Raw genomic sequence first — 24059 nt, forward strand, 5'->3', positions numbered from 1 at the left:
GCTGTGTGAAGACTGGACTCCTGTGAAACTTTTGTCCAAAGTTTTGTGCCTCGCTGATGGCGAGCCAGATACTGCAGGAGAGTCGCGTTAATACAGCGCGATGCTTCCTGCGCATCACTTACGATGGGCAGGAGGCTGAAGTGTATTGGTCTAGTGCTATTTTTTTATCTCAATCCAGTCAAGTCTTCCCGAAAACCCATAGTAATTGTCATCAACGTCACTAATGAAAGTGACTGTATTCATTCCGTCTCGAATTTGGCTCTTGACGAGTTCAGCCTGAAAGCTGTTGTCGTCCTTCCATTCAAAGGGGATGTTGATACCATTCACTTCAATTTTCATGCTCTTTTTTATTGCCGGGTTGACGATTACATCGAACATTCCGCGCAGCTGATAACGGTCTGATGAAGGTGAAAACTTAAAATCGAGGAATGCCTGTTTATTTGTTTTCCATGCTGAGGCGTTATGCTGAAATTTGTTAACACTCCATTCAGCTTCGCGCCAACCAGAGCCCGCTATTGGCAGTTCCATACTCCACCAGTTACCAAATCCCCAAAAGTAATGCTCATCGGATTTCTGGTCGGTGAAACCAATCAGGCGATTATGATAGTCAGGTTTGTCGATAAATCCACGATAGATCGCGCCAGTGCGGCTTTGGTCACTGCGTAACATTTTCGCGCGGTTTGTATTGGCCTCGGAGTTTTCATCTGGATTTACAATGATTGTAACGGCTTGAGATTTGGCTAACTTTTTGTCTTCCAAACTTTTGGTGGGTTCGAAACCTGGACCACTTATAGGTGTTGGGTAATGAAAAGTCCATTCATTAGCGGTTTCTTCACAGGTTCCCTTTCGGCCAACACTGTCGGTATGCTGCCACTCATTGCCATTTTCGCGGCATACCTCCATTGAATTAAATGGATGCCCGTAAATATAATTAAGAGTGGCCTGTAAGTTTTCGTTTATAAACATCCAGGTGTTATTGAGCTGGTTTGTTTTGTCGACGATTACTAGTGTTTTGTTGTTGGTTTCACCGTCAAAATTTTCGACGATATTCTTTAGAATATTGCGCTGTCTATCCGATATTTTTACATAGTGGTGGAATTGATATAGTTGGCTTGAGAGGCCGATAAAAACGAATAGGGCTACGCCAAGTGCTGCCAGATTTTTGCTGGCTTTGCCAATGCCAATAAGTATGGCGAGCGTCACAAACACACCGCCTGGTGTCGCGAACAAGAACGTACGTTGGCTTATCGCTTGATGTGATACCGAGAGTAGAAAAGGGGCATACCCTAGCAGTACCAAAGTGACGCCAGCAATTAACATGCGGATAATGACTGGCGAGTAAATATCGGCTTCTGCGGGCTGGCTTTTTCTGTAATTGGAAAGTAAAAGAAAAGACGCGATAAATAATATAAGCACTATGCTTATGGCATACCAGTAGGAGCTGAACTCCGCGGCAGTTATTCTTGTTGCATCATACCATCCCCCCAGGGTTGTTCTCAGCAAGCCTATCGAGAACAGGTTTGGAAGTGCATGCCTGATCGTGGTAATAATACTGGTGCTGCCAGCGATACCACTCTGATAACTGTTAACGAGTGGTGCCGTATGGATAGCGTAAGCAATGTACGAAAATGCACCCACAAACCAAATCAGATGCTTCCATATGTGTTGGCGTACTTGGAGGATAACTGATTTTAAATCTGATTTTATGAATATTGTTAAAAGTGGTAGTGCAGTCAGTAATAGTGACGCTTCATACATCGCGCAGGAAGCCAGTAATAGTATTGCTGACGCGATACTCAATAAATACGATGTGATTCTCGATGTCGCTTGCAAAGCGGCTATGAATATCGAGGTTCCAAGCAGTACCGAACTAAGCGCCCAGTTTATGTGGAGCGCTCTGAACGATAATTGCATAGTGTCGGCTGGATAAATTATGATCAGCAGGCCTGCAATCACTCCCCATTTTAATGAGCCGGTAATATGGCTTATTATGTAACTCAGGCTTGAGCCTTTTACGCAGAGTGAGAGTGCAAGGAGCACATTCCAATACTTGAAAGAATAGGGGTCTAAATAGTAAGCGATGGCTTGAGGAAGAATCGTTAGTGGGCGTAGCGCATGTGCAGCCAGTGGGCTGGTAGTGTCAGTTACAAAGAACAGTCCATGAGTTGTAAACGACCCTAGCAATCCCCACTCTTCTATCAAGCCGATCAGCGAAAATCCGTACGGTACCCACAACGCCAAGACCAAAATAGCAACTGGTAAGATGTGCGCCATCCAAGACTTTATCCCGATACAAGAGCGCGACGGGGAAAAATTTTGGGATAAGCTTTGCTTTGTCAGGTTTGTCATTTGCTTTACTGATCCATTCCTGCCTTGGGCTGATCTGTAGCTTTAAGTATTGTTTTGCTAAGCAAGTAGGTTACAGGCAGAAGCAGTACAATTATCAAAAGCGGTGCTATTTCTTTGGGTATTCCTAGCCTTTCCACCATAAGGCTAAGCATTAAGGCGGATAACATATACTGGAGCAAATACACAATTGGATAGGCCATCAAGCCTTTCCATGATTTTTTCACATTGAAAACAATGTGTGCGTTAAACAGGTACGAGAATAGGATCCCGGTTATGTAAGCGATGACGTAAGATTTTTGATAGCTTATATGCATGTTCAGTAGTAAATAGATTCCATAGGTCAGGAGGGTGTTCAAACAACCTCCTGCCAGGAACGATACCCATCGACGTATATTTTCTTTAGAGATGGTAATGCTCACTAGTTTTTTGAGCCCGTTATTTTAACAAAATCAGAATAGTCTCGAATGTAGTCGGCCGAATCGTAGTAGTCTGAAGTGAATACCAGCAGTACTGCATCTTCGGAATATTTGTACTGAATGCCCCAGATCAAAGGTGGCAAATAAATCCCTTTGTTCGGTGCGTCGAGCATTACTTCCGCGCGGTTTTGACCATCATCTACCACGACGGCGCAACTCCCTTTCACGCAGATGAGGAACTGATGGCAGTTGTGATGAGCATGCTCACCGCGGGTTTTTTGGTTGGGTACATTGAACACCAGGAAATAGCGCTTCGGAATAAAAGGGATTTCCTTTTCGAATTCGCCTACTGACAAATCGCCCCGCATGTCCGCAACGTATTTGAAGTTGTGTATGGTGACGTCGCCCACACCAACTCTTGTAATTCCTTCTTGCGACTTTGCATTTTCAACGAGTTTCGGTTTTTCGCTGTTGTCGCTTGCCGCTGAATTCTCTACATATCCGGTAATCCGCGCCGGTGACCCTGTCACGATCGCATACGGAGGCACGGATTTGGTGACCACTGCGCCCGCTCCAACCATTGCCCCCATACCGATGGTGACGCCAGGGAGGATGACGGCGCCGCCGCCGATCGAGGCCTTGTCGTGTATCACGGTTGGCAGAAATGCTTCCGGGTAGACCTTGGAGCGTGGAAACTTGTCATTGGTGAAGGTGACGTTTGGGCCAATGAACACATCATTACCAACCCTCAGGCCATCCCAAAGATAAACACCCGACTTGATCGTCGTTCTGTCGCCGATAACAACATCATTTTCAATCAGGCAGTGAGAGCAGATGTTCACATCCGTGCCGATCACCGCTTCAGGAAAAACTACAACATACTGCCAAACACGTGTGTTTTGGCCGATGTTGTTACTTTTGACATCTGCGCTAGGGTGGATCGTCGGGTTAGACATGACGGATTTGCTCTCGGTTGTTCAACTGTATGCTCACGACTGCCAACGGTCGCTGTTTGGTGTTCTCATACGCTCGCCAGGCATAGGTACCTACAAGACCCAGACCCAGAAGATTCAAGGTGCCCAGCAGCAGGACCACGACCATAGTGGCGGCGTAGCCTGGTACTGCGATGGTGCCGTGAATTTTTGCAATGATGACCATCAGGCCTATTGCCGCTGACACTAATGAGCCTATCGCGCCCATTTTGACCAATAAACGAATAGGGTAGTCAGTGAAAGCGAAGACGCTGTCCATCATGTATTCGAGCTTCTTCTTGAACGTCCAGGCTGACTTGCCTTCCTGGCGAACCTGGCGATCGTAGTCGACGAATTTTCTTCTGAAACCGAGCCAGAATATTAATGCGATCAATGACGAGCGAGATTCTTCAAGCTTCAGAAGTTGCTCTTTGAACGCGTTATTGCAGCCAAAGATATCTACGCCGCCCTTGGGCATATCGTGGACGACCAGCTTTCTGTAAAGCCCCCAGAACATTGAAGAGGCCATTCGGCTAAAAAGCGGGTCTTTACGGGCGTTGCGGGTACCGATGGCAACGTCACACTCATTATTTGAAAGTGAGTGAAAGAAGCTGATCAGCAACTCCGGTGGTTCCTGAAGGTCGGCAGCCATGACACCGAAGTATTTTCCGGTTGCTGCCATGAGGCCCGTTCGAATCGCTGGGAATGAACCGAAATTCCTCGAATGGGCCAATAGCTGCGCTGCAAAAGGCAGGTTTGGCAGTTCTTTTTGAATCAACTCAAACGATGCATCCGGGCTGCCATCGACGACAAAAACCGCCTCTACCTCGTTGTTCAGGCTCTCGTTGATTTCACTGAGTGCCTGAATCAAGCGTGGAATGGATTCTGCGTTTTTGTAAACCGGGATGATGATCGAGTAGGTCATGCCGCCCATCCATTGACGGCTGTGATCACGGCACTGACTTCATGCTCTTCCATTTCTGGGTAGCATGGCAGTGTCAGAATCTCTTTTGCCAAACGCTCGGTGTTGGCCAGGTGGCAGTCAGCGTTCACATTCTTGAATACAGGTTGTTTGTAGTCAGGAATCGGGTAGTGAACCTCAGACGCGATTTCCAGGCTACGCAGATGTTGCTGCAGCGCATCACGTTTCTGGCTCTTGATGACATACAGGTGAGCAACCCAGGCATCACTTGTTCCTTGCGGATGAACAATGTCGGGTTGATTGATTTCGTTGCGATAACGTTCGGCAATCTCATGACGTCGCGCATTGCCCTGATCAAGATGGGGCAGAAACTCGGAGAGAATGGCTGCTTGCATTTCGTCCAGGCGACTGTTTCTGGCTCCGCCCAACTCTACGCAATATTTGGAGGACCATCCGTATTGACGCAACTGTGCGACTCGTTGCGCAATCTCAGCCGAGTTGGTGACGACTGCGCCACCGTCGCCCAGGGCTCCGAGGTTTTTTGTCGGGTAGAAACTGAAGCTCGAGGCGTCCCCGAATGTACCTACGCGTTTGCCATGCATGCTGGCACCGTGTGCTTGTGCGCAATCTTCCAGGAGCACAATGCCTTTGTTTGCACAGAAAACTGCAATCTCCTGGATCTCCGGGATGGCCAGGCCATAAAGATGCGTCACGACGACAGCTTTGGCTCCCGATTCCACGGCGCGTTTCACTTCCGCGAGGGTCACGACCTGGGTTTCGAGATCGACGTCCATGAAGGTGGGTACGGCACCGATGGACAGAACAGAAGTGGTTGTATACATGCCGGCATTGGCAACCGTGGCGACAACGTCACCTTTTTCTACACCCAGAGCCTTGAGGGCCAATTCGATTGCATCGGTGCCATTGGCGACGGTTATGCAGTGGTCGGCGCCCAGGTATTGGGCAAAGGACGCTTCAAAGCGTTTGACCTCGGGCCCCAGCACAACCCATCCGCTGGACACCACGCGTTGGATGGATGCATCGATCTGATCTCGGTATTTGGCGATTTTCGCGCTGAGATTATTGATTTGCTGCATCGATGTGCTCCCTTCGAGGCCTAGCCTGTTGAATTTAGTGTTTATTTTGAATCGCTTGCTGACGCCATTCATCTTGGCGAGGCGCCTCGGGCTCTACTCATAGAGCTTTTGGTCAAAATTGGTGGGATTCTATCTCTCTCGGGTGTTTGCTCCAACCTGTGTGATGGAAATTCGCCTTGAATCCGATTGTATTTCCTCATCTACGGACCAGAGGCCAAGCGGTCAGAAGGAGGGCAGGGCTCTAACACGCCAATTCAACGCTCAAAATGAAGCATTTTCGTGGTAGATTATTCCATTGCTATCAATTTTTTGAATCGGTTTGAAATGTCAAAAAAAATACTCGTGACCGGTGCGACAGGGTTTCTGGGAGGCGCGCTGGTGAGGCGTTTCTGCACTTTGCCGGAAACATCGGTTGTGGCTCCGCTCAGAAATTTGAATAGCAAGTTACCTGACGAAGTAGAAAAAATTTATATATCGAATATAGATCGAGCCACCAACTGGGCTCAGTCTCTCTCTGGTGTGGATGTGGTTGTGCATTCGGCGGCCCGGGTGCACGTGATGCATGAGGACCCGGAACAATCACTGGAAAAGTTTCGTGCGATCAATGTAGAAGGGACACTAAATCTGGCGCGCCAGGCCATACAGTCTGGTGTTAAAAGATTTATCTTTATCAGTTCTATCAAGGTTAATGGGGAAAGTACTGCGCCAGGACGTGCGTTCTCGGCAGATGATATTCCATTGCCTTTGGATTCCTATGCGATTTCCAAGTGCGAAGCAGAACAACAACTCATGCAACTGGCCAATGCAGGAGCCATTGAAGTTGTAATTATCCGTCCAGTACTTATTTACGGTGCAGGTGTAGGTGCGAACTTTCAGCAAATGATGCGATGGTTGATCAAAGGCATTCCACTACCATTCGGGGCAGTGAACAATCACCGAAGCCTTGTGTCACTGGAGAATGTCGTTGATCTGATCAATACGTGTGTCGATCATCCCCGCGCAGCGAATCAGGTCTTTCTGGCAAGCGATGATAGTGATGTTTCGACGACCCAGCTGATGCGGCGCCTTGTCACCTGTTTGGGGGCGAGAACCTGGCTTGTCCCCATTCCTTCAGGGGCGTTGGTGTTCCTGGCTGGCTTATTGGGACGGCGCGCGGTGGCTCAACGGCTTTTCGGCTCATTGCAGGTTGATATCCAGAAAAACAAGGAGTTGCTGGGCTGGTGTCCACCAGCAAGTCTGGATGATGGATTGAAATTGACGGCACAGCATTTTCTGGAGTCTCGCCAAAAATGAGTTATGCGTGGTTTATTCCGGTGGCTGTCTGTATTTCCTTTTTGCTGACGGCGGCGTTACGCAAGTACGCGATTTCTCGAAGTTTGATGGATGTTCCGAACGCCCGTAGCTCTCACGTTGTTGCAACACCGCGTGGTGGTGGCGTCGCAATTGTCGTCGCTTTCATTGTGTCGTTGATGTTTCTGTACGCCGCAGGACTGATTACACCATCTGCCTTTGTCGCGAGTGCAGGGGCAGGGCTCTCGGTAGCGTTGATTGGCTTTATGGACGACCACGGACATATCGCCGCACGTTGGCGTTTGTTGGGGCATTTTGCAGCGGCAGTCTGGCTGCTGGGCTGGATGGGGGGGCTACCCCCCGTCGAATTGTTTGGCGCCCATGTCGATATGGGCTGGGCAGGTCATGTGCTGGCCGCTTTTTATCTGGTGTGGTTACTCAATCTCTACAATTTCATGGACGGAATCGATGGCATTGCCAGCGTAGAAGCCATTAGTGCCTGCCTGGGGGCCTGTCTGCTGTATTGGTTGGCAGGTCTGGAAAGTCTGATGTGGGGAACATTGTTTCTCGCCGCTTCTGTGGCAGGTTTCCTTTATTGGAATTTCCCACCCGCGAAGATTTTCATGGGCGATGCCGGCAGTGGATTTCTCGGCATTGTGCTGGGTGGGCTGTCTCTGCAGGCAGCATGGGTGAGTGCGCCGATGCTATGGGCTTGGCTCATTTTGCTAGGGGTGTTCATCGTTGATGCAACATTCACTCTGTTTCGCCGCCTGTTAAGAGGAGACAAAGTCTATGAAGCCCACCGCAGCCACGCCTACCAGTTCGCCTCACGTCGTTTTCGCAAGCATTTACCGGTAACCATCGCTGTTGGCGTGATCAATTTGTTCTGGCTGTTGCCGATAGCCTTGTGCGTGACACGTTTTGGTCTGGATGGCGCTTTGGGAGTCATTTTGGCTTATGTGCCATTGATCGCGCTGGCAATGAAATTTCGCGCCGGAAATCTGGAAGATCCAGCGGTATAGAACTAAGCAGTATCTACTCTGTCATTTGAGTCTAGAGTGATCGCGACGCACCTTTGAGGTTTCACCACGGTGAAGGGGCTGCTGAGAGGAGGAAACTAAGGTGTTTGAAGGGTTGATGGATAAAATCAGAGCGTACCTGGTTGGGCTGCCCCGGCGTCGAAAAAGGTTGATACAGGTCGCTACGGACATCCTGCTGGTCTGGATTGCCTTGTGGTTGGCATTTATCGTGCGTCTGGGCCTTGACGATATGTACAACCCCTTGCGGGTCCACTTTTGGCTTTTTGTCTGCGCGCCCGTCATCGCTATTCCCTTGTTCATACGTTTCGGCATGTACCGTGCCGTCATGCGTTATTTCGGTAATGACGCGCTTATCGCCATTATCAAGGCGGTCAGCCTTTCATCGCTTATTCTCGCTGTCGCTGTGTATTGGTACAGCAATCACGAAACAGTAGTACCGCGCTCAATCGTCTTCAACTACTGGTGGCTCAGCCTCGTGATCATAGGCGGCCTGCGCCTGTGTATGCGCCAATATTTCATGGGCGACTGGTTCGCTGGCGCTCACCATGTGCCGTTTACCAATCGCGATAACGGTCTCACCAAAGTCGCGATCTACGGCGCCGGCGTAGCCGGCAATCAGCTTGTTGCCGCACTTCGCATGGGCCGGGTCATGCGTCCCGTGGCGTTCATCGATGATGACCCAAGTATTGCGGATCGATCGATCGCCGGCCTCCAGGTCTACAAACCCAAACACATTCAACAGATGATCGATGAAACAGGAGCGCAGGAAATTCTCCTGGCCCTACCGTCATCCACCCGCGCACGACGCAGGGAAATTCTCAATCTGCTGGAAGCCTACCCCCTCCATGTGCGAAGCGTCCCGAACTTCACCGATCTGGCCAGCGGTCGGGTCAAGGTTGAAGACATTCAGGAAGTGGATATCGCTGACTTGCTGGGCCGTGATGCCGTGCCAGCCCAGGCCGATTTGCTGGAGCGCTGTATCAAAGGCAAGACCGTGATGGTCACGGGCGCCGGTGGCTCGATCGGATCGGAGCTGTGCCGACAGATTTTCTCGCTCGGCCCGACCACGCTTCTGCTTTTTGAACACAGTGAATTCAATCTTTACAGCATCCTGTCGGAATTGGAGCAGCGCGCCTGCCGTGAGTCGGTCTCGGTCAAATTGCTACCGATCCTTGGTTCCATCCGTCACCCGCACAAACTGCTCGATGTGATGAAGACCTGGGGGGTGGACACCGTCTATCACGCCGCTGCCTACAAGCATGTGCCAATGGTCGAGCACAACATTGCCGAGGGCGTGCTGAATAACGTAATCGGAACCCTGAATACGGCTCAGGCTGCGTTGCAGTCGGGGGTCGCCAACTTCGTGCTGATCTCCACTGACAAGGCCGTACGTCCGACCAACATCATGGGCAGCACCAAGCGTTTGGCTGAGTTGACGCTTCAAGCCCTGAGCCGTGAAATTGCCCCTGTGCTGTTCGGCGATAAAGCCAATGTATCGCGCGTTAACAAGACCCGTTTCACCATGGTGCGCTTCGGTAATGTATTGGGCTCTTCCGGTTCGGTGATCCCGCTGTTCCACAGCCAGATCAAATCCGGCGGCCCGCTGACCGTCACGCACCCGAAAATCACCCGCTACTTCATGACGATCCCCGAAGCCGCGCAATTGGTGATTCAGGCCGGCTCCATGGGGCAGGGCGGCGATGTGTTCGTGCTGGACATGGGCGAACCGGTAAAAATCGTCGAGTTGGCGGAGAAGATGATTCACTTGTCCGGCTTGAGCATCCGTTCCGAGCGAAATCCCCAGGGCGATATCTCGATCGAGTTTACGGGCCTGCGTCCGGGGGAGAAGCTCTACGAAGAGTTGCTGATCGGCGATAACGTTGCCGCGACGCCACATCCGATGATCATGACCGCCAACGAAGACCATTTGCCCTGGGACGTGCTCAAGGGGCGTTTGAGCGAGTTGCTGCTTGCCGTCGAACAGGATGATTACTCCCGCGTCCGTCAACTTCTACGCGAAACGGTCAGCGGCTACACGCCCGACGGCGAGATCGTCGACTGGATTCACCAGCAACGCCGCCTCGAGCCCTGATTGTTTCACATCCTGTAACGGACACACTTTTGACAGCTCCATCACATCGCCTAAGTTTGGGAGGCAGCTTCGGAAAAGCTGCTTCTTCCAATCGATGTCATGGAGCTTCATTTATGCGTACTGGCTATTTCTACTCTCTGGTTTTTGCCCTGCTCACCAGCGCCTCTATTGCGGCCATCGCTGCGCCGATGGCTGCGCCAGAGGCTGCCAAGGCACCGTTGATGCTGGACGCTGCCGCCAAGCCTCAAACCGCTAAGGTCGATCTGAATGGGGCCGATGCGCCAACCCTGCAACGGGAGTTGTCCGGGATCGGTGAGGCGAAGGCCAAGGCGATTGTTGCTTATCGTGAGAGTAATGGGCCATTTTCGTCGGTAGACGAACTGCTGGAAGTGAAGGGTATCGGCAAAGCCATTCTGGACAGGAATCGCGAGAAGCTGGAAGTGAACTAAGCTTGTAAATCCACACCAGGAGGCCGGTCATTGACCGGCCTTTTTTGCTTATTGCTGCAGAGGGCTATCTGGCACCTTTTATCGGGATGCAAAAAATTACGGCTATCATATGGCGATAAAATTATGCCTATAATAAATCCGTCGTTCGCTGAAACGTTCGTCTTCCCTTAAGCATCCACCCAGGAGCACTGTCATGAATTCTGTCCAGACCCAAGGTACGGCCCTTGTCACCGGCGCTTCTTCCGGCATCGGTGCGGTTTACGCGCAACGGCTGGCGGCGCGTGGTTTTGATTTATTGCTGGTCGCCCGTGATCAGGAACGACTCGAGGCTGCCGCGAGCAAATTGCGCGCGGAGCATGGTGTTCAGGTTGAGGTGCTCAAGGCGGATCTGACGCAAAAGGATGATGTTTTGAAGATTGAGCAGCGTCTGCGCAGCGATTCAAGCATCAGCCTATTGTTGAACAACGCCGGTATCGCGGCGGATGGTTTGTTGGCCAACGCCGACATGGATCAGATGGAGCGCTTGATTCAGTTGAACGTCACCACGGTGACGCGGTTGGCTTCGGCGGCGGCAGCCGGTTTTATCAAGGCCGGTCGTGGGACGATTATCAATATTGCGTCGGTGGTGGCGTTGTTTCCTGAGCGGTTCAACGCGACGTACAGCGCGAGCAAGGCTTATGTATTGAGCCTGACTCAGTCGTTGAGTACTGAGCTGCAAGGCACCGGGGTTCAGGTGCAAGCGGTATTGCCGGGAGTGACACGCACCGAGATTTTGGAGCGCTCAGGTATTGATGCGTCCCAGATTCCGGAGGACATGATCATGGACGCGGGAGAGATGGTCGACGCGGCGTTGTCGGGTCTGGATCAGGGTGAGCTCATCACCATTCCTTCCTTGCCGAATCTCTCGGAGTGGGAATCCTTTGTGGCGGCGCGTCATGCGATGGCGCCGAATCTGTCCAGAAGCATTGCCGCCGCGCGTTACAAGTGAGGCGCCATGAATCGACTGAGGTATTTGCGCTATGAGTAATCGTCGGGTGGTAGTCACGGGCATGGGCCTGGTGTCTCCGTTGGGTAGCGGTGTCGAAGCGGTTTGGGCGCGTTTGTTGGCCGGGCGCTCCGGGTTGCGGACGTTGCCGGATGAGGTGGTTGCCGGTCTGTCGACCACGGTCGGTGGCGCGGTGCCGACCTTGGCGGAAGATCCCGAGGCGGGTTTTGACCCGGAGCGGGCGACGCCGCCCAAAGAGCAGAAGAAGATGGACCGCTTCATTGTGTTCGCCATGGAGGCGGCGCGTCAGGCAGTGGAGCAGGCCGGTTGGCAAGCGCTCGACGCCAATGCCCAGGAGCGCACGGCTACTATTATCGGCTCGGGCGTGGGTGGTTTCGGCGCGATTGCCGATGCGGTGCGCACCACCGACAGCCGTGGTCCGCGACGGTTGTCGCCGTTCACCATTCCTTCGTTTCTGGTCAACCTCGCCGCGGGCCATGTGTCGATCCAGCACGGTTTCAAGGGGCCTTTGGGGGCTCCGGTAACAGCGTGCGCGGCCGGGGTTCAGGCGATTGGTGACGCGGCGCGGCTGATTCGCTGCGGTGAGGCGGACATTGCGGTGTGTGGCGGCGCGGAGGCGGCGATCGATCGCGTCAGCCTCGCCGGGTTCGCCGCGGCGCGGGCCTTGTCCAGCGGTTATAACGACACCCCGGAGCGCGCCTCGCGGCCGTTCGACAGTGGTCGCGATGGCTTCGTGATGGGCGAGGGTTCGGGCCTGCTGGTGATCGAATCCCTGGAACATGCCCTGGCACGCGGCGCTCAACCATTGGCCGAGCTGGTTGGTTACGGCACCAGCGCCGATGCCTATCATCTGACTGCGGGGCCGGAGGATGGCAGCGGTGCGCGTCGGGCAATGTCGCTGGCGTTGGCTCAGGCAGGCATTTCGCCGGCACAGGTGCAGCATCTGAACGCGCACGCCACCTCGACACCGGTTGGCGATTTGGGAGAGTTGGCGGCCATCAAGTCGTTGTTCGGCTCGGACAACAAGATCGCGGTGACGTCGACCAAGTCCGCCACCGGGCATCTGCTCGGCGCCGCAGGCGGAGTCGAGGCGATCTTTACCCTGTTGGCACTGCGCGATCAGGTGGTGCCGGCCACGCTCAACTTCGATAACCCGGATCCGGCTACCGAAGGCGTGGACATCGTCCATGGCCAGGCACGGCCATGGACCATCGACTACGCGATGTCCAACGGCTTTGGATTTGGCGGGGTGAACGCCAGCGTGTTGTTCAAATACTGGGAGGATTAGTTCACGACAGGCAGGTGATGGCACGAATAGTGATTACTCATTCGCTGACGATTGTTGAACAATCACGAGGCGTTGAGTATGAGCAGCGGACTGTCCCTGGCCGATCACATCACATTGGAATTGCGCGCTGACATCATCGGCGGTCGTTTGCTGCCCGGCATGGCGCTGGTGGAAAACGATCTGGTGTCGGCTTACAACGCCTCGCGCAACACCATTCGCGAGGCGTTGCACCGTCTGGGGCAAGAAGGGCTGACCCGCTATGTCCGCAACAAGGGCGTGATGGTGCGCAGGCTGGGTGTCGACGATGTGCGCGATCTGTTCAAGGTTCGGCGTACCCTGGAACTGCAAGCCATCAGCGCCAGCCAGCCATTGCGTGAGTATCAATCCGACCGGATGCTCGAAGCCCTGGAGGCCACCGAACTGGCCCGGGAGCGTGAGGACTGGCGCGCCGTCGGCACCCACAGCCTGGCCTTTCATCAACACATCGTCGGATTGCTGCGCAGTCCGTTGTTCGATGAGTTCTTCACCAACGTCGTCGCGCAACTGCGCCTGGTGTTTTGCACCGCCCCCGATGAATCACGTTTTCAGGCGCCCTGGCTGGCGCGTGACCGGCAGATACATGAGTTGCTGGCCGACGGCGACAAACGCGCGGCCGGCGACGCCATGAGCCGTTATCTCGACGATTCCGAACACCTCCTGTTGCAGATGCTTGCCCCTTCTTCCCATCACTGATCGAGGATTTTGTGCCATGTACAAAGACTATCCGGCGGCCTATCAAGTCAGCAAAGGCTCGGCCTTGCAGGTGGACACAGCCTTCTATGAACGGATCCGCGACCAGAAAGAGGGGCGCACGCTGATCGAGCAGTTCGAAGTGCCGATCCGCACCGGTCGCGCCTGGAATGTGCCGGCCGGGCATGTGTTCAGGGTCACGACCCCTGTCGGCCCGCAAGTCGGGGATTTCAACGTCTGGAATGCCCACGATCCACGCGAGCGCTTGTGGGCGGCGCGAACCCGGCAGTTGCAAGGCGCCCATGTCAGCACCCATGACCGGCTCTGGTCGAACCTGCCATTTTTACGGCCGCTGGTGACCATTACCGACGACAGCCTGGCCGGTTATGGCATCGACGAACACGGCGGGCGTCTGCACGATCTGCTGGGAACGCGCTGCGATCCTTATGTGAACAAAATGCTTACCGGCGAAGACTTCCATCATCACTGCCACTCCAACCTGACTCGCGCCGTATTGCCCCATGGCCTGACCGAGTTCGATGTGCATGACGTGTTGAACATTTTCCAGTGCACCGGCCTGAACCACGACGACCTGTATTTCATGAAAGCCTGCCCGGCGCAGAAGGGCGACTATCTGGAGTTCTTTGCCGAGATTGATCTTTTGTGTGCGCTATCGACCTGCCCGGGTGGCGATCTGTCGCTGGCCATGTGGGGGCCGGATGCGCAGGATCCGTTGAGCGTCTGTCGCCCGCTGGGAGTGGAGATTTATCGGTTGGAGGATTCGTTGCTTGAGGGCTGGAGCTCGCCGGAGCGTGCGGCTTACAAAGGGTTGCATGGCTTACACATTGCCAAGGCGGCTTGGGAAAAGTAAGGGCAAAAGCAAAAAGATCGCAGCCTTCGGCAGCTCCTACAGGGGGAACGCATATCCCGCGTAGGAGCTGCCGAAGGCTGCGATCTTTTGATCTTTGATCTAGCGGTCCTGCGCATCCTTGGCATCCGCTTCAGCATTGCGTTCGGCGACGCGCTTACGTTGCTCTTCAGTCAATTCGACCTTGTTGGCGGTGTCGCGCAGCATCATCAAACCGCCAACGATCGAGCCGATGGCAACGATCAGAATCAACCAGGCATACCAGGGCATAGGCGTTCTCCTTAAGGGCAGACCGGTGGACAAGGGTTTCGCCAACCGATCTTGCATACCACTTTTGAGCGATGGAATTTCGCAGTGGTTCCATTCTATGCCTGATCCGACAGCAGCACTGCGGCTGTTTAGAGCCCGGTCAACATCGCATCCGCCGGCGCATCGGCACGCAGTTGCGCGGTCAGCATGAAGTACACGAAACCCACTGCCATGAAGCCGAGGAAGATCAACCCGATCAAGGTGTTGAACCAGGCCATCGCCACCAGGCAAACCACCGCCAACACCAGCGCAATGAATGGCAGCAACGGGTAGCAAGGCGCGCGGAAAGTGCGTTCCAGGTTCGGTTCGGTTTTGCGCAGTTTGAACAGGCTGAGCATGCTCATGATGTACATCACGATCGCGCCGAATACCGCCATGGTGATCATCGCCGCCGTCAGCGTCATGCCGCCGAGGTTGATCAAACCGTCGCTGTAGATCGCCGCGATGCCGATCACGCCACCAGCGATGATTGCCCGGTGCGGGGTCTGGAAGCGCGACAGTTTGGCCAGCGATGCCGGCAAGTAACCGGCTCGGGCGAGGGCGAAGAACTGCCGCGAGTAGCCGAGGATGATCCCGTGGAAACTCGCCACCAGGCCGAACAGGCCAATCCACACCAGCATGTGCAACCAGCCGGAGCTTTCGCCGACCACGGCTTTCATCGCTTGCGGCAGCGGATCGTTGATGTTCGACAGGGTGCGCCAGTCGCCGACACCCCCGGCAAAGAACATCACACCCATCGCCAGCAGCACCAGGGTCAGGATGCCGCTGATGTAGGCCTTGGGAATCGTGCGCTTCGGGTCTTTGGCTTCTTCGGCGGCCATGGCCGCGCCTTCGATGGCCAGGAAGAACCAGATGGCAAACGGGATCGCCGCGAACATCCCGGCAATCGCCGGTGCACCGAACACATCAGAGCCGGCCCAGCCGTTGAGGGCGAAGTTGCTGAAACTGAACGCCGGGGCGACCACGCCCATGAACACCAGCAGTTCGGCGACCGCCAATACGCAGACCACCAGTTCGAAGGTGGCGGCCAGTTTCACGCCGAGAATGTTCAGGCCCATGAACACGATGTACGCCCCGACTGCTGCGTGTTTCGGGTCGAGCGCGGGAAACTGCACGTTCAGATAGGCGCCGATCGCCAGGGCAATCGCCGGTGGCGCGAAGACGAATTCGATCAGGGTTGCCAGTCCGGCAATCAATCCGCCTTTCTCTCCAAAGGCACGGCGGCTGTAGGCAAAGGGACCGCCGGCATGGGGAATCGCGGTGGTCAGCTCGGTGAAACTGAAGATGAAGCAGGTGTACATCGTGGCGACCATGAATGAGGTCACCAGAAAGCCCAGCGTACCGGCCACGCCCCAGCCGTAACTCCAGCCGAAGTACTCACCGGAAATCACCAGCCCGACCGCGATTCCCCACAGGTGCAGCGTGCCCAGCGTGGGTTTGAGTTGTGTGTTCATGTGTTGCCCCCTGAACGGTTTGGAAAGCTCGGGGGAGGGCGTGTGCAGCGGGCGTGCCAGTGTTGTGATGGCAGTCGTAAAGCGCCAAAAGGTGTCGTATCGGGGATGTTCGCCGCTGGATGGGCGCTATTTGTGCGCCAGTTGGGGGCGTTGTCGGCTGTTCCGCCGCCTTCGCGGGCACCACCGTAACAACGCCATAACCCCACTTTTTACGCATTCTTTATGCCCCGCCGCACCCCTCGATCTCGCTCCTTTACAGCCTCCCTGCCGACAATCACTCCACACGCGGCAATACGCCGTAACACGGAGAACTTCCATGAGCGTTCTGGACGGAGTGTCACTGCTATTGGCAGTGGGGCTGTTCATTTATCTGTTGGTTGCGCTGTTGCGCGCGGACCGGAACTAGGAGCGGCTATGCACAGTTATGACTATTGGCTGATCCTCGCCTTCTTCGCCGTGGTGCTGATTCCGGCACCGTTTCTGGGGCGCTTCTACTACAAGGTGATGGAAGGGCAGCGTACCTGGCTTTCGCCGATTCTCGGCCCGGTGGAGCGTGGCTGCTATCGGGTGGCCGGCGTCGATCCGCAGGCCGAACAGAGCTGGCAGAAATACACCCTGGCCTTGCTCGCCTTCAACCTCGCGGGCTTTTTGCTGTTGTTCGCGATCCTGTTGTTCCAGGATCACTTGCCGCTGAACCCGCAAAACCTGCCAGGCCAGGAGTGGACGCAAGCGTTCAATACCGCTGTCAGCTTCATGACCAATACCAACTGGCAGTCCTACAGTGGCGAAGCATCCCTGAGCTACTTGAGCCAGATGGTTGGCCTCACCGTGCAGAACTTCGTCAGCGCCGCCACCGGTCTGGCGGTTCTGGTTGCACTGTGTCGCGGCATTGGTCGCAAGTCGACCAAAACCCTCGGCAACTTCTGGGTCGACATGACCCGCGCCACCCTCTACGGCCTGCTGCCTCTGTGCTTGCTGCTGGCGCTGTACCTGGTGTGGCAGGGCGTGCCGCAAACCTTCGCGCAATATGTGAATGCCGTGACGATGCAGGGCGTCGATCAGGTGATCCCGCTCGGCCCGGCCGCCAGCCAGATTGCGATCAAGCAACTGGGCACTAACGGCGGTGGCTTCTTCGGCGTCAACTCGGCGCATCCGTTCGAGAACCCGACGGCCTGGAGCAACCTGTTCGAAGTCGCCTCGATCATTCTGATCCCGGTAGCGTTGGTGTTCACCTTCGGCCATTACGTGAAAGACCTGCGTCAGAGCCGCGCGATCATCGCCTGCATGCTGGCGCTGTTTTTGATCGGCGGCGCGACGTCGCTGTGGGCTGAATACCAACCCAATCCAACCCTGGCCAACGTCGCCGTCGAACAGACCGCGCCGCTGGAAGGCAAGGAAGCACGCTTCGGCACCACCGCCACCGTGCTGTGGTCGGTGACCACCACCGCAGCGTCGAACGGTTCGGTCAACGGCATGCACGACAGCCTCAACCCGCTGAGCGGCATGGTCGCGATGGTCAACATGATGGTCGGCGAGGTGATCTTCGGCGGTGTCGGTGCCGGGCTCTACGGCATGTTGCTCAACGTGTTGATTGCGGTGTTCCTCGCCGGGCTGATGATCGGCCGCACGCCGGAATACCTCGGCAAGAAACTGCAAGCCCGGGAAGTTCAGCTGTTGGTGGTGACCTTGCTGGTGATGCCGGTGGGCGTGCTGGTGCTCGGCGCGATTGCCGCCAGCCTGCCTGGCCCGGTCGCGGCGGTGAGTAACCCCGGCGCTCACGGCTTCAGCCAGTTGCTCTACGCCTACACCTCGGCCAGTGCCAACAACGGTTCTGCCTTCGGCGGCTTTGGTGCCAACACCGCGTTCCACAACCTGATGCTGGGGCTGGGCATGTTGATCGGGCGCTTCGGTTACATCCTTCCGGTGCTGGCCCTGGCCGGCAGCCTGGCGATGAAGAAAACCGCGCCGATTGGCCAGAACAGCTTCCCCACCCATGGCCCGCTGTTCGTGACCTTGCTGACCGTGACCATTTTGCTGGTGGGTGGTTTGACCTTCCTGCCGACATTGGCGCTGGGTCCTATCGCTGAACACCTGAGCATGGGCTTCTGAGGATCTAATGATGAATATGCCCGTTACCAAAACCGTCGCCGCCAAAGCGCCGGAACAACCGAAAACCGCGATCTCGGCCCTCTGGCGCCCGGCGCTGGTGCAATCGTTCGTCAAGCTCGACCCACGGCAATTGCAGCGTGCGCCGGTGATGCTGGTGGTGGAACTGACCGCCATCCTCACCACCGTGCTGTGCTTCATTCCCGACAGCGCCGTGCCAACCTTCGTTGCCGCGCAAATCGCGTTGTGGCTGTGGTTCACCGTACTGTTCGCCAACTTCGCCGAAGCGTTGGCCGAAGGTCGCGGCAAGGCCCGCGCCGACAGTCTCAAGGCCGGCAGTGTTGGCTTGAGCGCCCGGCGCAAAAGTGCCAATGGCAGCTTTCAGGTAGTGCCCGCCAGTAGCCTGCGCAAGGGCGACGTGGTGCGCGTCGAAGCGGGGGAGATGATTCCCGGCGACGGCGAGGTGATCGAAGGTATCGCGGCGGTCAACGAAGCGGCGATTACCGGTGAATCGGCGCCCGTGATTCGCGAGTCCGGCGGCGACCGTTCGGCCGTCACCGGCAACACTCGACTGGTGTCGGACTGGCTGCTGGTGCGCATCACCGCCAACCCCGGCGAGTCGACTCTGGATCGCATGATTGCGCTGGTCGAAGGCGCCAAACGCCAGAAAACCCCGAACGAAGTGGCGCTGGATATCCTGCTGATCGGCCTGACCCTGATCTTCCTGCTGGTGGTGGTGACCCTGCAACCGTTCGCCCACTTCGCCAACGGTAACCTGCCGCTGGTGTTCCTCGTGGCGCTGTTGGTCACGCTGATTCCGACCACCATTGGTGGCTTGCTGTCGGCCATCGGTATCGCCGGGATGGACCGTCTGGTGCGCCTGAACGTGATCGCCAAATCCGGTCGTGCCGTGGAAGCGGCGGGGGACGTGCACGTCCTGCTGCTGGACAAGACCGGCACCATCACCTTCGGCAACCGTCGCTGCAGCGCGGTTTATGCCGCACCAGGCGTCAGCGCCAAGGAACTGGCCGAAGGCGCGTTGTTCGCCTCTCTGGCCGATGACACCGCTGAAGGCAAATCCATCGTCGAGTACCTGCGCGGTCTTCACTCGCACCCCGAACCGTCCCCCGAAGTACTGACCGCCGTGCCGTTCAGCGCTGAAACCCGCCTGTCCGGTGTCGACTATCAGGGCCGGGTCTATCGCAAGGGCGCGGTGGATTCGCTGCTGAATTTCGTTGGTCTGAAACGCGCTGATCTGGCTCCCGCCCTGTCCCGGGAAATCGACAAGATCGCCCAGAGCGGTGGTACGCCTCTGTTGGTGTGCGCCGACGGCAAATTGCTCGGTGTCATCCACCTCAAGGACGTGGTCAAGCCCGGCATTCGCGAGCGTTTCGCCGAGCTGCGCAAACTGGGGATTCGCACCGTCATGGTCACCGGCGACAACCCGTTGACCGCTGCTGCGATTGCTGCCGAAGCGGGCGTGGATGATGTGTTGGCCGAAGCCACGCCGGAGAAGAAACTGGCGCGCATTCGCCATGAGCAGAACGACGGTCGGCTGGTCGCCATGTGCGGCGACGGCGCCAACGACGCCCCGGCCCTGGCCCAGGCGGACGTGGGCATGGCGATGAACGACGGCACGCAAGCCGCGCGCGAGGCGGCGAACATGGTCGACCTCGACAGCGACCCGACCAAGCTGTTGGACGTGGTGCAGATCGGCAAGGAATTGCTGGTGACCCGTGGTGCACTGACCACCTTTTCCATCGCCAACGACGTGGCCAAGTACTTCGCGATCCTGCCGGCGCTGTTCGCCTCGATCTACCCGCAATTGGGTGTGCTCAACGTCATGCACCTGAGCAGTCCGCAGAGCGCGATTCTCTCGGCGATCGTGTTCAACGCCCTGATCATTGTGGTGCTGATTCCACTGGCGCTGCGCGGTGTGCGGGTGCAGGCGGCGAGTGCGGCGGCGTTGTTGCGACGCAATCTGCTGATCTATGGACTGGGCGGGATTCTGGTGCCGTTCGTGGGCATCAAGGCGATCGACATGCTGTTGACGGCGTTGCATCTGGTTTAGCGGTTGTTGTTTGAGGCAGGGGCTTTTGTGGCGAGGGGGCTTTTGTGGTGAGGGGGCTTTTGTGGTGAGGGGGCTTGCCCCCGTTGGACTGCGTAGCAGTCCTGAAACCAGCCAACTCGTTGGGCCAGACAGCTCGCGGTTGCCGTATTGGGGCTGCTGCGCAACCCAACGGGGGCAAGCCCCCTCACCACAAGAAGCACTATTGCCTGAGCAGTTGCATCCAGACCTGAGTTTTTTATCGAATCGAGGATTTTGAAATGTCCACACTGATACGTCCGGCCCTGAGCCTGCTGGTGCTGATGACCCTGATCACCGGCGTCGCTTATCCCTTGGTGGTGACTGGCGTTGCCCAGGTTGCCTTCCCGGACCAGGCCAATGGCAGCCTGGTGCGCGACGCCGACGGCAAGGTCCGTGGCTCGTCGCTGATTGCCCAGGATTTCGTCGGCGACGCCTGGTTCCACCCACGGCCATCGGCCGGTGCCTTTGCCACTGTGTCGAGCAGCGCCAGCAACCTTTCGCCGAGTAATCCGGCGCTGGCCACTCGGGTGATCGAGGAGGCCAATAAGCTGCAGGTGGCCGGGCAGGGACCGGTGCCGTTGGCCATGCTGACCACCTCCGGCAGCGGCCTCGATCCGCACTTGCCACCAGCGTCGATTGCCTATCAACTGGCGCGTGTCGCGGCAGCGCGCAACCTGCCGGTGTCTACGCTTGAGCAACTGCTGGATGCGCACATCGAACAGCCGCTGGTGGGGCCGCCGGTGGTGAATGTGCTTGAGTTGAACCTGGCACTGCAGAAGCTGTAGATCAAAAGATCGCAGGCTTCGCCAGCTCCTACATTGACCGTGTCGACACCGCGACCTCTGTAGGAGCTGCCGAAGGCTGCGATCTTTTATGGCAACACCCCAATCCCAAGTCGAACAAGGCAATGACAGATGAGTGACTCCGGCCGCGCCGATGCGCTGTTAGCAGACCTGCCCCGCGATGGCCGCGGCCGGCTCAAGGTGTTCCTTGGCGCCGCTCCGGGGGTCGGCAAGACCTACGCCATGCTCCAGGCCGCCCACACTCAACTGCGCCAGGGCGTGAAAGTCCTGGCCGGGGTGGTCGAAACCCACGGCCGCGCCGAAACCGAAGCACTCCTCGCCGGTTTACCGCAGCAGCCATTGGTGCGCTCGGAATACCGTGGCGTAATGCTCGAAGAAATGGACCTCGATGGCTTACTCGCCGCCAAGCCGAAACTGGTGCTGGTCGACGAACTGGCTCACAGCAATGCCCCCGGCAGCCGTCACACTAAACGCTGGCAAGACATCCAGGAATTGCTGGCCGCCGGCATCGACGTGTTCACCACGGTCAACGTCCAACATCTGGAAAGCCTCAACGATCAGGTGCGCGGCATCACCGGCGTACAGGTGCGTGAAACCCTGCCGGACTGGGTGTTGCAAGAAGCCTACGAACTGCTACTGATCGACCTGCCGCCGCGTGAGTTGCTGGAGCGTCTGCGCGACGGCAAAGTCTACGTGCCGGAGCAGGCGCGGGCGGCCATCGATGCGTTCTTCACCCAGACCAACCTCACCGCCCTGCGCGAACTGGCGATGCAAACCGCCGCCGCTCAAGTCGATAACGATCTGGCGCAGGGGTATCGCCAGTTGGGGCAAGCAGCGCCGGCGGTGCGTGGTCGTTTGTTGGTGGGCGTCGATGGCGATGCGCAGGCCGAGCGTCTGGTGCGTCACGCCAGTCGCGTCGCCCAGCGGCGGCATCTGCCGTGGAGCCTGGTACATGTGGACAACGGCCGGGTGCGTGACGAGCAGTCGCGCCTGCGCCTGCAAAGTGCCCAGCAACTGGCCGAACGCCTCGGCGGTGAAGTGGTGTTGCTGCGCGCCGGTGAGGTGGCGAAAACCTTGATTCAGCACGCCGCTGAACGTCGTGCCAGCCTGGTGCTGGTGGGCCAGTCACGCCAGCGTTTGCGTCGACGGTTGTTCGGTGGCGGTCTGGCGTCGCGTTTGCTGCGCGATGCTCGCGGGCTGGAAATCAACGTGCTCGACAGCGATCACGAACAGCATCAGCCACGTCAGCGTTCGGCGCAGTCGCTGGTCTGGTTCGACTACGCCTTGGCGCTGGTGGCGACGGTGCTCGCCAGTGCCCTGGCCTGGGCGGTGTCGAGTGTCTTGCCGCTGCCCAACATTTCGCTGGTGTTCCTTGCGGCGGTGTTGCTGGTGGCGGTGCGCAGCAGTCTTGGCCCGGCGCTGGCTTGTGCGGCGCTGTCGTTTCTTACCTATGACTTTCTGTTCATTCCGCCGAATTTCTCATTTGCCATCCAGCGCGAAGAAGACGTGCTGACCTTGCTGTTCTTCCTGCTGATGGCGGCCCTGACCGGTAACCTTGCAGCGCTGCAGCGACGACAATTGCAAGCCTTGCGCGACACTCAGGAAGAGACCACTGAGTTGCTCGACCTGTCGCGCAAACTCACCGCCGCCACCGACCGTCAGGCCGTGGTCAGCGCTGCCGCCCAGCATCTCAACGGCTGGAACGACCTGAAACTGTGCCTGCTCAATCGCGATGGCCAGAGCGGCTGGAAAGTCGAAACCGGCGGGCCGCTGGAGTTTTCTGAAGCCGAGCGCGCCGCCGCCGATTGGGCCTGGCAACACGATCAACCGGCAGGCGCGGGCACCGGTACCTTGCCGTTCGGGCGCTGGTGGTGGTGGCCGTTGTCGGTGGACGACGGGCCGCTGGCACTGCTCGGCGTGTGTGCCAAAGAAGGCCAGACCCTGAGCGGCCAGCGTCGGCGCTTGCTGACCGCGCTGAGCCAACCGTTGGCCCAGGCGTTGGCCCGGGCGCAACTGGCCGATGATCTTGAGGCCGCGCGCTTGCATGGCGAAACCGAACAGTTGCGCAGCGCGCTGCTGGCGTCGGTGTCCCACGATTTGCGCACGCCGTTGACCTCCATGCGCGGCAGCATCGACAGCCTGTTGGCGCTGGGCGAGGCGATTCCGCTTGCGGACCGTCGCGAACTGCTCGAAGGCACCCGCGATGAAGCCGAACGGCTGGATCGCTACATCCAGAACCTGCTGGACATGACCCGCCTCGGTCACGGCGCCCTGAAGCTGGCGCGGGACTGGGTATCGCCGGCAGACATCGTCGGCAGTGCACTTAATCGTCTGCGCGCGGTGCTGGCGTCGTTGCACGTCGTGACCGAAGTGCCGACCGAACTGCCGCTGCTCTATGTGCATGCCGCGTTGATCGAGCAAGCACTGGTCAATGTGCTGGAAAACGCCGCGCGTTTCTCACCGCCCCACGGACGTCTTGAATTGCGCGCGGGCGCCACTGACATCGAGCTGTTTTTTTCGGTGAGTGATGAGGGACCGGGGATTCCGGAGGAGGATCGGGCGAAAATTTTCGACATGTTCTACACCGCCGCTCGTGGTGATCGCGGTGGGCAGGGTACGGGGTTGGGGCTGGCGATCTGTCAGGGTATGGTCGGTGCCCATGGCGGGCGGATCAGCGTCGCCGACGGCATCGAAGGGCGCGGCACCTGCATCACGCTGCACTTGCCGTTGCAGACTCAGCCGGGATTGGACAGTGAAGCCTGATCTCGCCTGCGCTACTCT

General features: G+C 57.0%; 20 protein-coding genes. 13 read left to right on the forward strand and 7 right to left on the reverse strand.

Annotated features, from left to right (window positions below; all coding sequences use genetic code 11):
* Nucleotides 1-156 precede the first annotated feature (156 nt).
* The 5 genes from LOY36_RS07940 to LOY36_RS07970 are packed head-to-tail and all read right to left on the reverse strand — an operon-like array spanning nucleotide 157 to nucleotide 5755.
* Entirely contained in the window at nucleotides 157-2349 is a 2193-nt protein-coding gene (locus tag LOY36_RS07940; protein WP_258672864.1) for a glucosyltransferase domain-containing protein, read from the reverse strand.
* A 5-nt stretch (nucleotides 2350-2354) separates the two neighbouring features.
* A complete protein-coding gene (locus tag LOY36_RS07945) occupies nucleotides 2355-2768 on the reverse strand; it encodes a GtrA family protein (RefSeq protein WP_258672865.1) in 414 nt (137 codons plus the stop codon).
* A complete protein-coding gene (locus tag LOY36_RS28975; RefSeq protein ID WP_309475232.1) occupies nucleotides 2768-3721 on the reverse strand; it encodes a WxcM-like domain-containing protein in 954 nt (317 codons plus the stop codon). Before LOY36_RS28975 ends, LOY36_RS07945 begins: the two co-directional genes overlap by 1 nt.
* Nucleotides 3714-4661, reverse strand: coding sequence for a glycosyltransferase family 2 protein (locus tag LOY36_RS07965; RefSeq protein ID WP_018929828.1), 948 nt, complete (start codon nucleotides 4659-4661; stop codon nucleotides 3714-3716). The genes LOY36_RS28975 and LOY36_RS07965 overlap by 8 nt, the downstream gene beginning before the upstream one ends.
* On the reverse strand, nucleotides 4658-5755 hold the full coding sequence (locus tag LOY36_RS07970) for a DegT/DnrJ/EryC1/StrS aminotransferase family protein (RefSeq protein WP_258672866.1): 1098 nt from the start codon (nucleotides 5753-5755) through the stop codon (nucleotides 4658-4660). Before LOY36_RS07970 ends, LOY36_RS07965 begins: the two co-directional genes overlap by 4 nt.
* A 279-nt stretch (nucleotides 5756-6034) precedes the next feature.
* Between LOY36_RS07970 and LOY36_RS07975 the strand changes: the two genes are divergently transcribed.
* The 8 genes from LOY36_RS07975 to LOY36_RS08010 all read left to right on the forward strand — a co-directional run bounded on the left by LOY36_RS07975 (nucleotide 6035) and on the right by LOY36_RS08010 (nucleotide 14520).
* Nucleotides 6035-7048, forward strand: coding sequence for an SDR family oxidoreductase (locus LOY36_RS07975; RefSeq protein WP_258672867.1), 1014 nt, complete (start codon nucleotides 6035-6037; stop codon nucleotides 7046-7048).
* Entirely contained in the window at nucleotides 7045-8067 is a 1023-nt protein-coding gene (locus LOY36_RS07980; RefSeq protein WP_019650521.1) for a glycosyltransferase family 4 protein, read from the forward strand. The genes LOY36_RS07975 and LOY36_RS07980 overlap by 4 nt, the downstream gene beginning before the upstream one ends.
* A gap of 115 nt (nucleotides 8068-8182) precedes the next feature.
* Nucleotides 8183-10177 carry a nucleoside-diphosphate sugar epimerase/dehydratase gene (locus LOY36_RS07985; RefSeq protein ID WP_033047119.1) on the forward strand — a complete coding sequence of 665 codons (1995 nt, stop codon included), beginning with the start codon at nucleotides 8183-8185 and terminating at the stop codon, nucleotides 10175-10177.
* A 113-nt stretch (nucleotides 10178-10290) separates the two neighbouring features.
* Nucleotides 10291-10626, forward strand: a complete 336-nt coding sequence (locus LOY36_RS07990) for a helix-hairpin-helix domain-containing protein (RefSeq protein WP_019650523.1) — start codon at nucleotides 10291-10293, stop codon at nucleotides 10624-10626.
* Between the two features lie 193 nt (nucleotides 10627-10819).
* Complete coding sequence (locus LOY36_RS07995) at nucleotides 10820-11614, forward strand: SDR family oxidoreductase (RefSeq protein WP_258672868.1); 795 nt, start codon at nucleotides 10820-10822, stop codon at nucleotides 11612-11614.
* 31 nt (nucleotides 11615-11645) lie between these two features.
* Nucleotides 11646-12920: a beta-ketoacyl-ACP synthase II gene (gene fabF / locus LOY36_RS08000; protein ID WP_258672869.1), complete on the forward strand. Its 1275-nt coding sequence runs from the start codon at nucleotides 11646-11648 to the stop codon at nucleotides 12918-12920.
* 78 nt (nucleotides 12921-12998) lie between these two features.
* Entirely contained in the window at nucleotides 12999-13652 is a 654-nt protein-coding gene (locus tag LOY36_RS08005; protein WP_258672870.1) for a GntR family transcriptional regulator, read from the forward strand.
* 16 nt (nucleotides 13653-13668) lie between these two features.
* Nucleotides 13669-14520 carry a DUF1989 domain-containing protein gene (locus LOY36_RS08010; protein ID WP_258672871.1) on the forward strand — a complete coding sequence of 284 codons (852 nt, stop codon included), beginning with the start codon at nucleotides 13669-13671 and terminating at the stop codon, nucleotides 14518-14520.
* A 99-nt stretch (nucleotides 14521-14619) separates the two neighbouring features.
* Here the strand turns inward: LOY36_RS08010 and LOY36_RS08015 are convergent, their stop codons facing one another.
* Nucleotides 14620-14787, reverse strand: coding sequence for a DUF2897 family protein (locus LOY36_RS08015; RefSeq protein ID WP_008006000.1), 168 nt, complete (start codon nucleotides 14785-14787; stop codon nucleotides 14620-14622).
* Between the two features lie 128 nt (nucleotides 14788-14915).
* Entirely contained in the window at nucleotides 14916-16280 is a 1365-nt protein-coding gene (gene eat, locus LOY36_RS08020) for an ethanolamine permease (protein ID WP_258672872.1), read from the reverse strand.
* Between the two features lie 316 nt (nucleotides 16281-16596).
* Between eat and kdpF the strand changes: the two genes are divergently transcribed.
* The 5 genes from kdpF to LOY36_RS08045 all read left to right on the forward strand — a co-directional run bounded on the left by kdpF (nucleotide 16597) and on the right by LOY36_RS08045 (nucleotide 24041).
* On the forward strand, nucleotides 16597-16686 hold the full coding sequence (kdpF, locus tag LOY36_RS08025) for a K(+)-transporting ATPase subunit F (protein ID WP_007899818.1): 90 nt from the start codon (nucleotides 16597-16599) through the stop codon (nucleotides 16684-16686).
* Between the two features lie 8 nt (nucleotides 16687-16694).
* Nucleotides 16695-18389, forward strand: a complete 1695-nt coding sequence (gene kdpA / locus LOY36_RS08030) for a potassium-transporting ATPase subunit KdpA (protein ID WP_258672873.1) — start codon at nucleotides 16695-16697, stop codon at nucleotides 18387-18389.
* A gap of 10 nt (nucleotides 18390-18399) precedes the next feature.
* Nucleotides 18400-20457, forward strand: a complete 2058-nt coding sequence (gene kdpB, locus LOY36_RS08035) for a potassium-transporting ATPase subunit KdpB (protein ID WP_258672874.1) — start codon at nucleotides 18400-18402, stop codon at nucleotides 20455-20457.
* A 257-nt stretch (nucleotides 20458-20714) separates the two neighbouring features.
* Complete coding sequence (gene kdpC / locus LOY36_RS08040) at nucleotides 20715-21260, forward strand: potassium-transporting ATPase subunit KdpC (protein ID WP_258672875.1); 546 nt, start codon at nucleotides 20715-20717, stop codon at nucleotides 21258-21260.
* A 129-nt stretch (nucleotides 21261-21389) separates the two neighbouring features.
* Nucleotides 21390-24041 carry a sensor histidine kinase KdpD gene (locus LOY36_RS08045; RefSeq protein WP_258672876.1) on the forward strand — a complete coding sequence of 884 codons (2652 nt, stop codon included), beginning with the start codon at nucleotides 21390-21392 and terminating at the stop codon, nucleotides 24039-24041.
* Nucleotides 24042-24059: the final 18 nt, after the last annotated feature.

Origin of the sequence: Pseudomonas sp. B21-019 (assembly GCF_024749225.1) — a bacterium.
Taxonomy (GTDB): domain Bacteria; phylum Pseudomonadota; class Gammaproteobacteria; order Pseudomonadales; family Pseudomonadaceae; genus Aquipseudomonas.

Bases quoted from the DNA above. Each gene is read 5' to 3' on its own strand.
- LOY36_RS08015 (WP_008006000.1), bottom strand. From the start codon at position 14,787: ATGCCCTGGTATGCCTGGTTGATTCTGATCGTTGCCATCGGCTCGATC.
- LOY36_RS07970 (WP_258672866.1), bottom strand. From the start codon at position 5,755: ATGCAGCAAATCAATAATCTCAGCGCGAAAATCGCCAAATACCGAGAT.
- eat (WP_258672872.1), bottom strand. From the start codon at position 16,280: ATGAACACACAACTCAAACCCACGCTGGGCACGCTGCACCTGTGGGGA.
- LOY36_RS07985 (WP_033047119.1), top strand. From the start codon at position 8,183: ATGGATAAAATCAGAGCGTACCTGGTTGGGCTGCCCCGGCGTCGAAAA.
- LOY36_RS08005 (WP_258672870.1), top strand. From the start codon at position 12,999: ATGAGCAGCGGACTGTCCCTGGCCGATCACATCACATTGGAATTGCGC.
- kdpF (WP_007899818.1), top strand. From the start codon at position 16,597: ATGAGCGTTCTGGACGGAGTGTCACTGCTATTGGCAGTGGGGCTGTTC.
- kdpC (WP_258672875.1), top strand. From the start codon at position 20,715: ATGTCCACACTGATACGTCCGGCCCTGAGCCTGCTGGTGCTGATGACC.
- kdpA (WP_258672873.1), top strand. From the start codon at position 16,695: ATGCACAGTTATGACTATTGGCTGATCCTCGCCTTCTTCGCCGTGGTG.
- LOY36_RS07995 (WP_258672868.1), top strand. From the start codon at position 10,820: ATGAATTCTGTCCAGACCCAAGGTACGGCCCTTGTCACCGGCGCTTCT.
- LOY36_RS08010 (WP_258672871.1), top strand. From the start codon at position 13,669: ATGTACAAAGACTATCCGGCGGCCTATCAAGTCAGCAAAGGCTCGGCC.
- LOY36_RS07990 (WP_019650523.1), top strand. From the start codon at position 10,291: ATGCGTACTGGCTATTTCTACTCTCTGGTTTTTGCCCTGCTCACCAGC.
- fabF (WP_258672869.1), top strand. From the start codon at position 11,646: ATGAGTAATCGTCGGGTGGTAGTCACGGGCATGGGCCTGGTGTCTCCG.
- kdpB (WP_258672874.1), top strand. From the start codon at position 18,400: ATGAATATGCCCGTTACCAAAACCGTCGCCGCCAAAGCGCCGGAACAA.
- LOY36_RS07980 (WP_019650521.1), top strand. From the start codon at position 7,045: ATGAGTTATGCGTGGTTTATTCCGGTGGCTGTCTGTATTTCCTTTTTG.
- LOY36_RS07940 (WP_258672864.1), bottom strand. From the start codon at position 2,349: ATGACAAACCTGACAAAGCAAAGCTTATCCCAAAATTTTTCCCCGTCG.
- LOY36_RS08045 (WP_258672876.1), top strand. From the start codon at position 21,390: ATGAGTGACTCCGGCCGCGCCGATGCGCTGTTAGCAGACCTGCCCCGC.
- LOY36_RS07965 (WP_018929828.1), bottom strand. From the start codon at position 4,661: ATGACCTACTCGATCATCATCCCGGTTTACAAAAACGCAGAATCCATT.
- LOY36_RS28975 (WP_309475232.1), bottom strand. From the start codon at position 3,721: ATGTCTAACCCGACGATCCACCCTAGCGCAGATGTCAAAAGTAACAAC.